At 72.8% G+C, this 12,655-nt stretch carries 14 protein-coding genes; 7 read left to right on the top strand and 7 right to left on the bottom strand.

The genetic code is table 11. The features are described 5' to 3' along the window. Positions 1–70: 70 nt before the first annotated feature. Together ACFQRI_RS24955 and purD are read right to left on the bottom strand one after the other, a co-directional pair. Positions 71–1,243 carry a pyridoxal phosphate-dependent aminotransferase gene (locus ACFQRI_RS24955; protein ID WP_380672674.1) on the bottom strand — a complete coding sequence of 391 codons (1,173 nt, stop codon included), beginning with the start codon at positions 1,241–1,243 and terminating at the stop codon, positions 71–73. Between the two features lie 17 nt (positions 1,244–1,260). Then, on the bottom strand, positions 1,261–2,523 hold the full coding sequence (gene purD, locus ACFQRI_RS24950; RefSeq protein ID WP_380672673.1) for a phosphoribosylamine--glycine ligase: 1,263 nt from the start codon (positions 2,521–2,523) through the stop codon (positions 1,261–1,263). Between the two features lie 192 nt (positions 2,524–2,715). On the opposite strand from purD, the gene ACFQRI_RS24945 reads away from it, so the two are divergent. Next, positions 2,716–3,819, top strand: coding sequence for a glycerophosphodiester phosphodiesterase (locus tag ACFQRI_RS24945; protein WP_380672671.1), 1,104 nt, complete (start codon positions 2,716–2,718; stop codon positions 3,817–3,819). Positions 3,820–3,909: 90 nt separating this feature from the next. On the opposite strand, the gene ACFQRI_RS24940 is transcribed toward ACFQRI_RS24945, so the two are convergent. Next, positions 3,910–5,196 (bottom strand): adenylosuccinate synthase, encoded by a 1,287-nt coding sequence (locus ACFQRI_RS24940; protein WP_380672669.1) that lies wholly within the window; start codon positions 5,194–5,196, stop codon positions 3,910–3,912. Positions 5,197–5,299: 103 nt separating this feature from the next. On the opposite strand from ACFQRI_RS24940, the gene ACFQRI_RS24935 reads away from it, so the two are divergent. The 3 genes from ACFQRI_RS24935 (at position 5,300) to ACFQRI_RS24925 (ending at position 7,118) form a co-directional block, all read left to right on the top strand. Beyond that, positions 5,300–5,998 carry a hypothetical protein gene (locus ACFQRI_RS24935; RefSeq protein WP_380672667.1) on the top strand — a complete coding sequence of 233 codons (699 nt, stop codon included), beginning with the start codon at positions 5,300–5,302 and terminating at the stop codon, positions 5,996–5,998. Between the two features lie 163 nt (positions 5,999–6,161). Beyond that, positions 6,162–6,800, top strand: coding sequence for an HNH endonuclease family protein (locus tag ACFQRI_RS24930; RefSeq protein WP_380672665.1), 639 nt, complete (start codon positions 6,162–6,164; stop codon positions 6,798–6,800). A gap of 75 nt (positions 6,801–6,875) precedes the next feature. Continuing rightward, on the top strand, positions 6,876–7,118 hold the full coding sequence (locus ACFQRI_RS24925) for a hypothetical protein (RefSeq protein ID WP_380672663.1): 243 nt from the start codon (positions 6,876–6,878) through the stop codon (positions 7,116–7,118). A gap of 11 nt (positions 7,119–7,129) precedes the next feature. Here the strand turns inward: ACFQRI_RS24925 and ACFQRI_RS24920 are convergent, their stop codons facing one another. From ACFQRI_RS24920 to ACFQRI_RS24905, 4 genes are all read right to left on the bottom strand, one after another. Further along, positions 7,130–8,194 (bottom strand): FUSC family protein, encoded by a 1,065-nt coding sequence (locus ACFQRI_RS24920; RefSeq protein WP_380672661.1) that lies wholly within the window; start codon positions 8,192–8,194, stop codon positions 7,130–7,132. A gap of 136 nt (positions 8,195–8,330) precedes the next feature. Next, the gene (locus ACFQRI_RS24915) at positions 8,331–8,741 is read right to left on the bottom strand and encodes a DUF3151 domain-containing protein (protein WP_380672659.1); all 411 of its coding nucleotides are present in this window, start codon (positions 8,739–8,741) and stop codon (positions 8,331–8,333) included. Between the two features lie 111 nt (positions 8,742–8,852). Beyond that, a complete protein-coding gene (gene fbaA, locus ACFQRI_RS24910) occupies positions 8,853–9,881 on the bottom strand; it encodes a class II fructose-bisphosphate aldolase (protein WP_380672657.1) in 1,029 nt (342 codons plus the stop codon). Positions 9,882–10,130: 249 nt separating this feature from the next. Next, entirely contained in the window at positions 10,131–10,418 is a 288-nt protein-coding gene (locus ACFQRI_RS24905) for a YciI family protein (protein ID WP_380672655.1), read from the bottom strand. Between the two features lie 95 nt (positions 10,419–10,513). Between ACFQRI_RS24905 and ACFQRI_RS24900 the strand changes: the two genes are divergently transcribed. The 3 genes from ACFQRI_RS24900 (at position 10,514) to ACFQRI_RS24890 (ending at position 12,596) form a co-directional block, all read left to right on the top strand. Next, a complete protein-coding gene (locus ACFQRI_RS24900; protein ID WP_380672653.1) occupies positions 10,514–11,083 on the top strand; it encodes a SigE family RNA polymerase sigma factor in 570 nt (189 codons plus the stop codon). A 99-nt stretch (positions 11,084–11,182) separates the two neighbouring features. Beyond that, on the top strand, positions 11,183–12,322 hold the full coding sequence (nagA, locus tag ACFQRI_RS24895) for an N-acetylglucosamine-6-phosphate deacetylase (protein WP_380672651.1): 1,140 nt from the start codon (positions 11,183–11,185) through the stop codon (positions 12,320–12,322). Between the two features lie 85 nt (positions 12,323–12,407). Continuing rightward, positions 12,408–12,596: a hypothetical protein gene (locus ACFQRI_RS24890; RefSeq protein ID WP_380672649.1), complete on the top strand. Its 189-nt coding sequence runs from the start codon at positions 12,408–12,410 to the stop codon at positions 12,594–12,596. Positions 12,597–12,655 lie beyond the last annotated feature (59 nt).

Here is a 12,655-nt window from a genome sequence, read left to right as displayed (position 1 = left end):
AGGAGCCGCGCGCCGAGGCGCTCGGGTTCCGCTACTGGCACCGCCCAGCGAAGCGATTCATGAACGGCCCTCAGGCGGCGCCGAGCCAGGACTTCAGCCGGGCGAGGGCCTCGGCGATGTCCTCCGGGCTGCCGGCGAAGGACAGGCGCAGGTACTCGTTGCCCCGCTGCGGGTCGAAGTCGACGCCGGGGACGGCGGCGACGCCGGTGACGTCGAGCAGCCTGCGGCAGAAGCCCTTGGCGTCGTCGGTGAGGTGGCCGACGTTCGCCCACGCGTAGAACGCGCCATCGGCCGGGGCGACCTCGATGCCCAGCTCGGCCAGGCCGTCGAGCAGCACCTCGCGGTTCTCCCGGTAGCGGTCCACGTGGCCGCGGACCTCGTCGTAGGCCTCCGGGGCGAAGGCGGCCACGGCCGCTCGCTGCGAGAGCGCCGGCGGGCACAGGGTGAAGTTGCCGGTCAGGGTGTCCACCGCGCGCAGCAGCCGCGGCGGGACCAGCATCCAGCCCAGCCGCCACCCGGTCATCGACCAGAACTTGGAGAAGGAGTTCACCACGATCGCCTCGGCGGAGAACTCCCGCGCGGTGTGCAGCGGCTCGCCGTAGGACAGGCCGTGGTAGATCTCGTCGCTGACCAGCTGCACGCCGTTCGACTCGCACCAGCCCGCGAGCTCGGCCAGCTCGTCGCGGGAGAGCACGGTGCCGGTCGGGTTGGCCGGGCTGGCCACGATCAGGCCGGCCACCGGCGCGTCCAGCGCGTCGAGCACGTCCACCGTCGGCTGGAACCGGGTGGAGGCGTCGCACTGCAGCTCCACGACCTCGCAGCCCAGCGCGGACAGGATGTTGCGGTAGGCCGGGTAGCCCGGCGAGGCAAGCGCGACCCGGTCGCCCGCTTCGAAGGCGCTGAGGAAGGCCAGCAGGAACGCTCCGGAGGCGCCGGTGGTCACCACGACCTCACCGGTGTCCACGACCCGGCCGTAGGTGCGGTGGTAGTGCCCGGCGATGGCCTCGCGCAGCTCGCGGATGCCCAGCTGCTCGGTGTAGCCGAGGGCGTTCTCGTCGAGGGCCCGCGCGGCCGCGTCGCGGACCGCCTTGGGCGCCGGGGTGGAGGGCTGGCCCGCGGCCAGCGACACCACGTCACCCTTGCTGCGCTGCCGCTCCGCTGCCGCGGAGAGGACCTCCATGACCTGGAACGGGTCGACGTCGGCGCGGGAGGCCACGCCGAGCCCGGGGTGCTGACTCGCCATGCGCACAGCCTGCCAGTTCACGCGCTCGGGAGGCTGATCTCGCCCTCGACGGCGCGCTTGGCGATGTCGGTGCGCCAGTGCGCGCCGGGCAGGTGCACGCCCGCCACGCGCCGGTACGCGCCCTCGCGCGCGGCCGCCAGGTCCTCGCCGGTGGCCACCACCGACAGCACCCGGCCGCCCGCCGAGACCACCGCGCCGTCCTCGCGGCGGCGGGTGCCGGAGTGCAGCACTCCCTCGGCCTCGCCGCCCTGGATGACGTCGTCGACGCGCGGCCTGCCCGGGTAGCCCTCGGCGGCCAGCACGACGGTGACCGCCGCGCCCGGCTCCCACTCCAGCGGCGGGTGCTCGGCCAGCGTCCCCTCGGCGACCGCCTTGAACAGCCCGGCGAGCGGGGTCCGCAGCAGGGCCAGCACGGCCTGGGTCTCCGGGTCGCCGAAGCGGCAGTTGAACTCGATGACCTGCGGGCCGTTGGAGGTCAGGGCCAGTCCCGCGTAGAGCAGGCCGGAGAACGGCGTGCCTCGCCCGGCCAGCTCGTCGACGGTCGGCTGCACGACGTCGCGGACCACGGTCTCGACCAGATCTTCCGGGGCCCAGGGCAGCGGCGCGTAGGCGCCCATCCCGCCGGTGTTCGGGCCCGCGTCCTCGTCGCCGACGCGCTTGAAGTCCTGCGCGGGCAGCAGCGGGACCACGGTGGTGCCGTCGACAAGGCAGAACAGCGAAGCCTCCGGGCCGTCCAGGAAGGACTCCAGCAGCACCGGGTGCCCGCCGTCGAGCAGCGTGATGGCGTGCGCCCGGGCGGCGTCGAAGTCGCTGGTGACCAGCACGCCCTTGCCCGCGGCCAGCCCGTCGTCCTTGACCACCCAGGTCGGGCCGTAACCGGCCAGCGCGGCGTCCAGCTTGGCCGGGTTGTCCACGATCTCGCTGGTCGCGGTCGGAACACCGGCGGTGTCCATGACGTCCTTGGCGAAGGCCTTGGAGCCCTCGATGCGCGCGGCCGCCTTGGAGGGGCCGAAGCAGGGGATGCCCGCGGCGCGCACCGCGTCGGAGGCACCGGCGACCAGCGGGGTCTCCGGGCCGAACACGACGAGGTCGGCCTTCCACTCGGTGGCCGCCCGGACCACGTCTTCCGGCTTGGCGACGTCGGCCGCCAGCGTTTCGGCCAGGGAGGCGGTGCCCGCGTTGCCCGGCGCGCAGGCCAGCGCCGTCACGGACGGGTCGTGGGAGAGCGCGAGCAGGATCGCGTGCTCCCGGCCACCGCCACCGATCACGAGGATTCGCACGAGGCCGAAGCGTAGAGCGTGCGCCGGGCCACGTGCGCGCTGCCCCCGGGTCCGAGCGGATTCGCAGGTCGCACCGCCGTCGTCGCCCGTTCACCCGGGAGTCGATCGAAAGTGCCCGATTGGTCGATTCCGCGCGGAATGGTTTGGCCGAGGATGCGGCACGTCCGCAGCACCCGAGGAGCAGGAGAGCAGATGAGCATCAGGGGACGGTTGACCGCGCTGTCGCTGACCGGTCTGGCCGCGCTGGGCGTGGTCACCGCGACCGCGCAGCCCGCGTCCGCCCAGCCCGCGCCGGAGTCCGCCGAGGTCGAGGTCTACGGCCACCGCGGCGCCTCCGGATACCGCCCCGAGCACACCCTGGCCTCCTACGAGCTGGCCGCGCAGATGGGCGCCGACTACATCGAGCCGGACCTGGTGCCCACCAAGGACGGCGTGCTGGTCGCCCGGCACGAGAACGACATCACCGGCACCACCGACGTCGCCGAGCGCCCGGAGTTCGCCGACCGCAAGACCACCAAGGTCATCGACGGCACCGAGCACACCGGCTGGTTCACCGAGGACTTCACCCTCGCCGAGCTCAAGACGCTGCGCGCCAAGGAGCGGCTGCCGGAGATCCGCCAGCAGAACACCGTCTACGACGGCCGCTACCAGGTGCCGACGCTGCAGGAGGTCATCGAGCTGCGCGATCGGCTGTCCGCCGAGCTGGGCCGCGAGATCGGGATCGCGCCGGAGACCAAGCACCCCAGCTACTTCCGCTCGATCGGGCTACCGCTGGAGCCCCGGCTGGTCGACCAGCTCGACGGCGCCGGGCTCAACGAGCCGGGCTCGAAGGTCGCGGTGCAGTCGTTCGAGGTCGGCAACCTCCAGCAGCTCAACGCCGAGCTGGAGGTGCCGCTGGTGCAGCTGATCAGCAGCTCCGGCGCGCCGCAGGACTTCGTCGAGTCCGGCGACCCGCGCACCTACCAGGACATGGTCACCCCGAAGGGCCTGCGCGACATCGCCGAGTACGCCGACGTGATCGGCCCGGACACCGAGGTGATCCTGCCGGTCGACGAGCAGGGCTTCCTCACCGAGCCCACGCGGGTGGTCGACGACGCGCACCGCGCCGGGCTGCAGGTCGTGCCCTACACCGTCCGGGCGGAGAACACCTTCCTGCCCGCGGACTTCCGCTCCTCCGAGGACCCGGCCGCCTACGGCGACGCGTTCGGCTTCTTCCGCGCGCTGTACGCCACCGGCATCGACGGCATCTTCAGCGACAACCCGGACATCGCCGTGGCCGCCCGCGACGAGGGCTGAGACCTGGGCGGGCCGTCGCCACCCCTGCACCGCCCGCCCATGTGAAAGGGCCGCCGCCCCCGGGATCCGGGGGCGGCGGCTTCACGCCGTTCAGCCGATCTCGTGACGCACGATCGTCTCGTCGCGGCCGGGGCCGACTCCGATGGCCGACACGCGGGCACCGGAGAGCTCCTCGATGCGCTCGACGTAGGCGCGCGCGTTGGCGGGCAGCTCCTCGAAGCTGCGGGCCTTGCTGAGGTCCTCGGACCAGCCCGGCATCTCCTCGTAGACCGGCACCGCGTGGTGCACGCCGGTCTGAGTCATCGGCATCTCCTCGACCCGCTCGCCGTCGACGTCGTAGGCCACGCAGATCGGGATCGTCTCCAGGCCGGAGAGCACGTCGAGCTTGGTCAGGAAGTAGTCGGTGATGCCGTTGACGCGGGTCGCGTAGCGGGCGATGACCGCGTCGAACCAGCCGGTGCGCCGGGAGCGGCCGGTGGTGACGCCGAACTCGCCGCCCTGCTTGCGCAGGTCCTCGCCGGCCTCGTCGGTCAGCTCGGTCGGGAACGGGCCCGCGCCCACCCGGGTGGTGTAGGCCTTGAGGATGCCCACCACGCTGCTGATCTTGGTCGGGCCGATGCCGGAACCGGCGCTGGCCCCGCCCGAGGTCGGGTTCGAGGAGGTCACGAACGGGTAGGTGCCGTGGTCGACGTCGAGCAGGGTGCCCTGCGAGCCCTCCAGCAGCACGGTTTCACCGCGCTCCACGGCCTGGTTGATCTGCAGCTTGGTGTCGGCGATGCGGCTCGCGAACTTCTCGGCCTGGCCCAGCACGGTGTCCACGACCTCCTCGGGGTCCATGGCCCGCCGGTTGTAGACCTTGACCAGGATCTGGTTCTTGAAGTCCAGCGCGGCCTCGACCTTCTGCCGCAGGATCTTCTCGTCCAGCAGGTCCTGGGCCCGCACGCCGACGCGAGCGATCTTGTCCTGGTAGCAGGGCCCGATCCCGCGACCGGTGGTGCCGATCTGCTTCTTGCCGAGGTAGCGCTCGGTGACCCTGTCGATGGCCACGTGGTACGGCATGATCAGGTGCGCGTCGGCCGACAGCAGCAGCCGCGAGGTGTCCACGCCGCGCTCCTCCAGCCCGGCGAGCTCCTCCAGCAGCACGCCGGGGTCGACGACCACGCCGTTGCCGATCACGTTCGTCACGCCGGGGGTGAGGATCCCCGACGGGATGAGGTGCAGCGCGAAGTCCTGCCCGTCGGGCAGCACCACGGTGTGACCCGCGTTGTTGCCGCCCTGGTAGCGGACGACCCACTGCGCCCGCTCGCCGAGCAGGTCCGTCGCCTTACCCTTGCCTTCGTCGCCCCACTGGGCGCCGATCAGCACGATCGCCGGCATGTGAAACTCCAACCTGGACTGGGTGGTCGCCAGCGTGACCGCACGCTTCGCCCGCTCCCACCACGGGAAGTGCCGATCGATCAGGGTAAACCAGGAGCGAAACGTGAGTACCACCGCATTGTCCTGCGGAAACGTCGACCGCGCAGCGCGTCCGGACGACGACGGTGCGCAGTGGCACGACCTGCCGGGAACGCCGGGCCGCGCCGAGGTGGACCCGCTGCTGGCCGGGGCGACCGACCGGATCGTGGTGCACGGCACCGACGCCGACCTGTCCGCCGTGGTGCTGCGGCTGCTGCGCAAGGAGCGGCTGGGCGACCTCGCGGTGGGCTACGTGCCGGTGGCCGACTCGCCGGTCGCCCGGCTGTGGGGCCTGGGCGTCGGCGACTTCGCCAGGGCGCTGCGCGGCCCGTCCCGCCCGACCCCGCTGCTGCGCGACGACGCGGGCGGGATCCTGCTCGGCGAGGGCCGCATCGAACCGATCACCGGACAGGGCTACTGCGACGACCGGATGGTGCTGCGGGGCTCGGCGCTGAGCCTGGTGGCCTCGCCGGACCCCGACGCCGCGCCACTGCCGGAATCCACCGCGCACCCGCTGAGCACCACCCTCGACCCGGCCTTCGACGGCGTGCGGGTCACCACCACCCGCCGCGCGCTGCTGCGCAAGCGCACCGAGACTGCCCGGGGGCGCGCGCTGCAGCTGGCCTTCGACCCGGCCACGGTCGTGCGCGACGGCGTCGCGCACCCGCGGCCCGCGGAGAAGTGGGTCTGGTACCGGCACACCGAGGACCTCCACCTCGCCTGACCGCGGTTCCGCCACCTCCGGCGGCTCCGCCGCGCCCCGACCGAGGCGCGTTACCCGTGGTGGCGAGTTCGCGCCAGGTCACCGGTTGGTCACCCTCCGGCATTGCTCAGGACATCCGGCTCGGCGATGGTCAGCAACGTCCGACGACGAACCGGAGGTGGCCATGATCGGCAGCCGCACCCTGCGCACCACCCTGACCGCCCTACCGCTGGCCGGGGCGCTCGGCCTCAGCCTGGCCGCGCCGGCCTCGGCCGAACCGCCCGGAATCCCGGACCCGGCGACGGCGCAGGCCGAGCTGGGCGAGCTGACCGTCGCGCCGGAGGGCTCGATGGACGGCTACGACCGCGAGAAGTTCCCGCACTGGAGCAACGGCGCGGACAACTGCAACACCCGCGAGTCGGTGCTCAAGCGCGACGGCGAGGGCGTCGAGGTCGGCTCGGACTGCTACCCGACCGCGGGCAGCTGGTACAGCCCGTACGACGGGGACACCTGGAGCCAGGCCTCCGACGTGGACATCGACCACGTCGTCCCGCTCGCCGCCGCCTGGCGCTCCGGTGCCGCCGAGTGGACCCAGGAGCAGCGGGAGGCCTTCGCCAACGACCTGGAGGGGCCGCAGCTGATCGCGGTGACCGACAACGTCAACCAGGAGAAGGGCGACCAGACGCCGGACGAGTGGATGCCCTCGCTCACCGACTACCACTGCACCTACGCCTCGATGTGGATCGGCACGAAGCACGAGTACGACCTGACCGTCACCGAGGCGGAGAAGACCGCGCTGCAGGACGCGCTGGGCACCTGCTGACCGCGGTGGGCGGTTCCGCTGCGGGACCGCCCACCCCCGCGGGACCATGGCGGCGACCGAACCCGGGGAGGACCCGTGCCCGAGCTGCGCACCACCGTGACCGCCCCGCCCGGCGGCGTGCTGACCGACGAGGTCGGCGTCATCACCGGCGACCTGGAACTTGCCACCACCTGCGAGGACGGCGCGGTGCGGGTCGCGGTCCGCTACGCGGGCGCGAACGAGTGGTACCGGCTGTCGGCCGCCGACTGCGCGCTGCACGACCCGCGCGACCACGAGCCGCTGCACGACGCGCTGGCCGCGGTGCTCGACCGGCCCTGAGCACGGCTCTCCTAGTCCTCGGGGTGCAGCGGCGGCAGGGCCGCGTTGGCCTCGTCCCGGCTCAGCCCCGTGGCCTGCAGCAGGTCCACCGCGATGGAGCGCACCTGCAGCACCACGACCTGCATGGAGAAGTCGCCCTCGGCCAGCATCTCCACCGTGGAGCGCCGGGCCACCGAGCGCGCGGCCTCCCTGGCCTGCAGCGGATCGGTGCCGCTGGCCAGCTCGTCGCGCAGCAGCACCACGGTGCCCGCGAGCTCCTCGAGCATGCCGGGCAGCGGTCTGGGCACGGGTTCGCCGTCGCGCAGCGCCGCGAGCGCGCGGCGCGCCAGCACCCGGGTGTTGCGCAGCGCGCGGTCGATCGGGGGCGCGGCGTTCTCGTAGCGGTCCAGGTCTCGGCGACGGCGCCAGCGGATCGGCGCGACGCGGGCGATCTCGCGGCCGCCCTCCAGCGCGACCCGCAGCTCCTCCACGGACTTCTGGCTCTTGCGCGCCTGCGCCAGCACGTCCGCGGCGGCCTCGACGTCGGCGTGCGCGACCGCGCTGGCGACCCCGCGCAGCGCGTCGGCCAGCGCGCCCAGCACGACGCGGCCGTTGCGGTGCGCCACCGCCAGCGGGTTGGCGGGCAGCAGCGCGGCCACCGCGAACCCGACCAGGCCGCCGATGGCGGCGTCGATCATCCGGTTCGGGCCGCCCGCCGACGCCGGCGGCAGCAGCGTCGCGACCAGCACCGAGGAGGACGCGGCCTGCAGCACGATCACGCCGCCGGAGTCCAGCAGCACCGCGGTGCTCATCGCCAGCGCCACCACGAGCGTGATCTGCCAGGCGCCGCTGCCGATGTAGGCGATCAGCAGGTCGCCGACCCCGACGCCGATGCTGACGCCGACCACCAGCTCCAGCGCCCGGCGCATCCGCTGGCCCAGCGACACGCCGAGCGAGACCACGGCCGCGATCGGCGCGAAGAACGGCGTGGCGTGCCCGACGACGCGGTGCGCCAGGAACCACGCCAGACCCGCGGCCACCGCGCACTGCACGATCGGCACCCCGGTGCGCAACAACCGCCGGAACCGCCGGCTCAACTCCTCGCGAAACCGCCCCACACCGGACATCATCGCCCACCGGACCTGCGGGCTCTCGGTGGTGGTTGCCTTTTCTCATCAGAAGTCCCCGGGGCGCTCCGCGTCCTGGGGACTTCTGATGAGAGAGGGCTCGGGCTCAGGCCAGTCCGGTCGCCTCCAGGGAGGCCGGGTCGCTGTCCTCCAGCAGCTGGCGGCAGCGGTCGTGCTCCTCGGTCTCGCCGATGCCCCGAGCGGCCTTGGCCAGCGAGGCGATCGAGCGCAGCACGCCGCGGTTGGGCTCGTGCGACCACGGCACCGGGCCGAACCCCTTCCAACCGGCCTTGCGCAGGGCGTCCAGCCCGCGGTGGTAACCGGTCCGGGCGTAGGCGTAGGCGGCGATGTACTCACCGGAGTCGAGCGCCCGCTGCGCCAGCGCCGCCCACGCGGCGCTGAAGGCGGGGTGCTGCGCGGCGACCTCGGCGGGATCGGTGCCCGCGTCCAGCGCGCTCTGCGCCTCGGGGTTCTCCGGCAGCTGCGTTTCCGGCGGTTCCAACAGGTTCCTCGACATGTCCACCATGCTTCCAGGTCTCGGGCTCGGGCGTCGCGGTGCCCGCGACGCGAGGAGTCCCCGGCGCTCGGTGCGCGCCGGGGACTCCTGGCGAACGGGCGCGGGGTCAGCTCAGAGCTTCTTGCCCTCGCTCTTGAGCACCTGGCAGCCCTGGACGACGCGCTCGGCCATGGCCTGCTCGGCGACCTTGAGGTAGCTGCGCGGGTCGTAGGTCTTCTTGTTGCCGACCTCGCCGTCGACCTTCAGCACGCCGTCGTAGTTGCGCATCATGTGGTCCGCGATGGGCCGGGTGAACGCGTACTGCGTGTCGGTGTCGATGTTCATCTTGATCACGCCGTAGGAGACCGCCTCGTGGATCTCCTCCAGCAGCGAGCCCGAACCGCCGTGGAAGACCAGGTCGAAGGGCTTTGACCCGGAGGGCAGGCCCAGCTTCTCGGTGACGACCTCCTGGCCCTGCTTGAGGATCTCCGGGCGCAGCTTGACGTTGCCCGGCTTGTACACGCCGTGCACGTTGCCGAAGGTCGCGGCCAGCAGGTAGCGGCCCTTCTCGCCGGTGCCCAGCGCGTCCACCGTCTTGATGTAGTCGCCCGGGGCGGTGTAGAGCTTCTCGTTGATGTCGTTGGCGACGCCGTCCTCCTCGCCGCCGACCACGCCGACCTCCAGCTCCAGGATGATCTTGGCCTTGGCCGAGGCCGCCAGCAGCTCCTGGGCGATCTGCAGGTTCTCGTCCAGGTCGATGGCCGAGCCGTCCCACATGTGCGACTGGAACAGCGGGTTCTGCCCCTTGTTCACCCGCTCCTGGCTGATCTCCAGCAGCGGCCGGACGAAGCCGTCCAGCTTGTCCTTCGGGCAGTGGTCGGTGTGCAGCGCGATGTTCACCGGGTACTTGTCCGCGACCACGTGCGCGTACTCGGCGAGGGCGGTGGCCCCGGTGACCATGTCCTTGACCTTGGTGCCCGAGGCGAACTCGGACCCACCGGTCGAGACCTGGATGATGCCGTCGCTCTCGGCCTCGGCGAACCCGCGCAGCGCCGCGTTGAGCGTCTCCGACGAGGTCACGTTGATTGCCGGGTAGGCGAATTCGTCCTTCTTCGCCCGGTCCAGCATCTCCGCGTAGACCTCGGGGGTCGCGATGGGCATCGATCATCCTCCTCAGATGGAGTTCGGTCTTCGTTGACGCGAGTCGCGCAGCATCCTAGGTGCCCGATTCCCCCGGACAGCGGGTTTTTCGGCGGGCACCACTCTTTCGCGTCACACTGCCCGAGGCGGGTGTCGCGAACAAGCTCGCGAAAGGATTCAGAAATCGATCCTGTGCACAGCCTCACACGCCAGCGCCCCGGACGCCAGGGCAGTTCGGGGGCGCGGCGGTGAGCGCCGGCGCGGAGCGCGTCACGCGCCCTGCGGCCAGGACCCGGTGACGATCTCCCACTGGCGGATGGAGGTCGAGGCCAGCACGCCCTCCTTGGTGTAGGGGTCGTTGGCGACGAGCTCCCGCACCTCGGCCTCGTCGGCGGCCTCGTAGACGATCTGCGCGCCCTTGCCGTCGGTGAACGGCCCGCCCGCGAGGAGCTTGCCCTGCTCCGCCAACCCCTTGGCGTACTCCCGGTGGGCGGGACGCACGGCCAGCCGCCGCTCCTCGTCGTCGCCGTAGACCATGTCGAAAACGAACCTGGGCATGAGTCGCTCTTCCTCCACAACTCGATCACTGATCGGTATCGACGCTACCCGGCCGCACACCGCGCGACCCCCGACAGCCGGTAGGTTGCACGATCATGGGCGAGGATTCCCGGGGGGTCGAGCGCAGCGTGGAGCAGACGCTGGGGACGCTGCGCAAGCTCGACGGCGCGAGCCGCACCGCCCCGCAGCCGCTGAACCTGGAGGACATCTACAAGCAGCAGCGGATGCGGATGGTCCGGTTGGCCATCCTGCTGGTGGACGACCCGAGCACCGCCGAGGACGTCGTCCAGGAGGCGTTCACCGGCCTGTACCGCAACTGGTCCGGGCTGCGCGACGCGAGCGCGGCGGTCGCCTACCTGCGCACCGCGGTGGTCAACGGCAGCCGCTCGGTGCTGCGGCGGCGCAAGACCGCCCGCGAGTACGAGCCCCCGCACCAGGCGAACGCGCGCTCCGCGGAGTCGCTGGCGATGCTCACCGCCGAGCACCAGGCCGTGGTCAACGCGCTGGGCCAGCTGCCGCGGCGGCAGCGCGAGGTGCTGGTCCTGCGCTACTACGGCAACCTCTCCGAGGCCGAGATCGCCGAGGCGACCGGCCTGTCGAAGGGCACGGTCAAGTCCACGGCCAGCCGCGCGCTGACCGCGCTGCAGAAGCTGATGGGCAACTGAGCCCGGTGCGCGGTTCGCCCGGTCCAGCGTCCCCGGATTGAGCAAGAACACGGCGTTTTGGTGTAGACCACTGCGGTTCGGTGGCGGAGGATCGCAGGTGTGAACACTGCCGAACTGTTCCTCACCGGCGCGCGCGTGGTCACCCCCGAGGGCGTGCTCGACCCCGGCTGGGTGCGGGTGTCGGACGGCAAGATCGCCGAGGTCGGCGGCGGGGCGGCCCCCGGCGGTCCGGCGCGGGACATCGACGGGTGCTGGCTGGTGCCCGGGTTCGTCGACATCCACTGCCACGGCGGCGGCGGGGGCTCGTTCACCGCGCTGGAGCCCGCCCAGACCCGCGCGGCCGTGGACTTCCACCGCGCGCACGGCACCACCACGATGCTGGGCAGCCTCGTCAGCGCTCCGCTGCCGGAGCTGGTCAAGCAGATCGGCAACCTCGCCGACCTGGTCGGCGAGGGCCTGCTGGCGGGCATCCACCTGGAGGGGCCCTTCCTGTCGCACGCGCGCTGCGGCGCGCACGACCCCGGCGCGCTGGCCGCGCCGGACGCGGATTCGGTGGCCCAGCTGCTGGAGGCCGGGCGGGGCGCGGTGCGGATGGTCACGCTCGCTCCCGAGCTGCCCGGTTCCCGCGAGGCCGTGCGGCAGCTGACCGCGGCCGGGGTGATCGCCGCGGTCGGGCACACCGACGCGGTCGCCGACCAGGTCGCCGCCGCGGTGGAGGCGGGCGCCACCGTGGCCACCCACCTGTTCAACGGGATGCGGCCGCTGCACCACCGGGAACCGGGACCGGTCGGGGAGCTGCTGGACGACGAGCGGGTCAGCGTGGAGCTGATCTGCGACCTGGTGCACCTGCACCCCACGGTGGCCCGGCTGGCCGCCGAGCACGCCGGCATCGACCGGACGCTGCTGGTCACCGACGCGATCAGCGCGACCGGCGCGGGTGACGGCACCTACGAGCTCGGCGCGCTGCCGGTCACGGTCGCCGACGGCGAGCCGCGGCTGTCCGACGGGTCGCTGGCGGGCAGCACGCTGACCATGGACGCCGCGTTCGCCAACCTGGTCCGCAGCTGCGGGCTCTCGGTGCCCGCCGCCGCGGCGGCCACCGCCACCAACCCGGCCCGCCTGCTCGGCCTGTCCGACCAGGTGGGCGCGATCCGCCCCGGCGCCACCGCCGACCTGGTCGTCCTGGACGAGGACCTCGATCTCCGCGAAGTCCTCCGCGCGGGCGCACCGCTGCCCTGACCGGGCGGAGCGCCGCCCGGCCCGCCGGGGACTCGTTGGGGTGAAAGCGCGGCCGTCGAAGATCATCGCTGGTTAGGGTCGGGGGATGGAGCGTGACCCCGAGGCCGTGCTGCACGCCGCGCTGCGGGCGCGGGCCGGGGGACGGTCCGGCACCCAGCGCTTCGCGGCCCCGCGGGGACCCGGGCCGGCCTCGTGGCTGGCGCTCGCCGCGCTGCTCGGGCTGCTGGCCGGGGCGACCGCGGCGGGTGTCACCGTGCTCTACCCGTTGGGCTGAACCCGACCCCCGGATCGAGTGGTCGCCACGCCCCGTGGACGCCCGGCGTTCGCCGCCGG

It is taken from the genome of Saccharopolyspora griseoalba (genome assembly GCF_042665275.1).
Classification (GTDB): Bacteria; Actinomycetota; Actinomycetes; order Mycobacteriales; family Pseudonocardiaceae; genus Saccharopolyspora; species Saccharopolyspora griseoalba.
Note: the sequence above shows the minus strand (reverse complement) of the source record. Positions and strands in the feature narration are given on the sequence as shown.

Excerpts from the sequence above, each read along its gene's own strand:
- ACFQRI_RS24955 (WP_380672674.1), bottom strand. The coding sequence starts at position 1,243 with ATGGCGAGTCAGCACCCCGGGCTCGGCGTGGCCTCCCGCGCCGACGTC.
- ACFQRI_RS24945 (WP_380672671.1), top strand. The coding sequence starts at position 2,716 with ATGAGCATCAGGGGACGGTTGACCGCGCTGTCGCTGACCGGTCTGGCC.
- ACFQRI_RS24940 (WP_380672669.1), bottom strand. The coding sequence starts at position 5,196 with ATGCCGGCGATCGTGCTGATCGGCGCCCAGTGGGGCGACGAAGGCAAG.
- ACFQRI_RS24930 (WP_380672665.1), top strand. The coding sequence starts at position 6,162 with ATGATCGGCAGCCGCACCCTGCGCACCACCCTGACCGCCCTACCGCTG.
- ACFQRI_RS24915 (WP_380672659.1), bottom strand. The coding sequence starts at position 8,741 with ATGTCGAGGAACCTGTTGGAACCGCCGGAAACGCAGCTGCCGGAGAAC.
- fbaA (WP_380672657.1), bottom strand. The coding sequence starts at position 9,881 with ATGCCCATCGCGACCCCCGAGGTCTACGCGGAGATGCTGGACCGGGCG.
- ACFQRI_RS24905 (WP_380672655.1), bottom strand. The coding sequence starts at position 10,418 with ATGCCCAGGTTCGTTTTCGACATGGTCTACGGCGACGACGAGGAGCGG.
- ACFQRI_RS24900 (WP_380672653.1), top strand. The coding sequence starts at position 10,514 with ATGGGCGAGGATTCCCGGGGGGTCGAGCGCAGCGTGGAGCAGACGCTG.
- ACFQRI_RS24890 (WP_380672649.1), top strand. The coding sequence starts at position 12,408 with ATGGAGCGTGACCCCGAGGCCGTGCTGCACGCCGCGCTGCGGGCGCGG.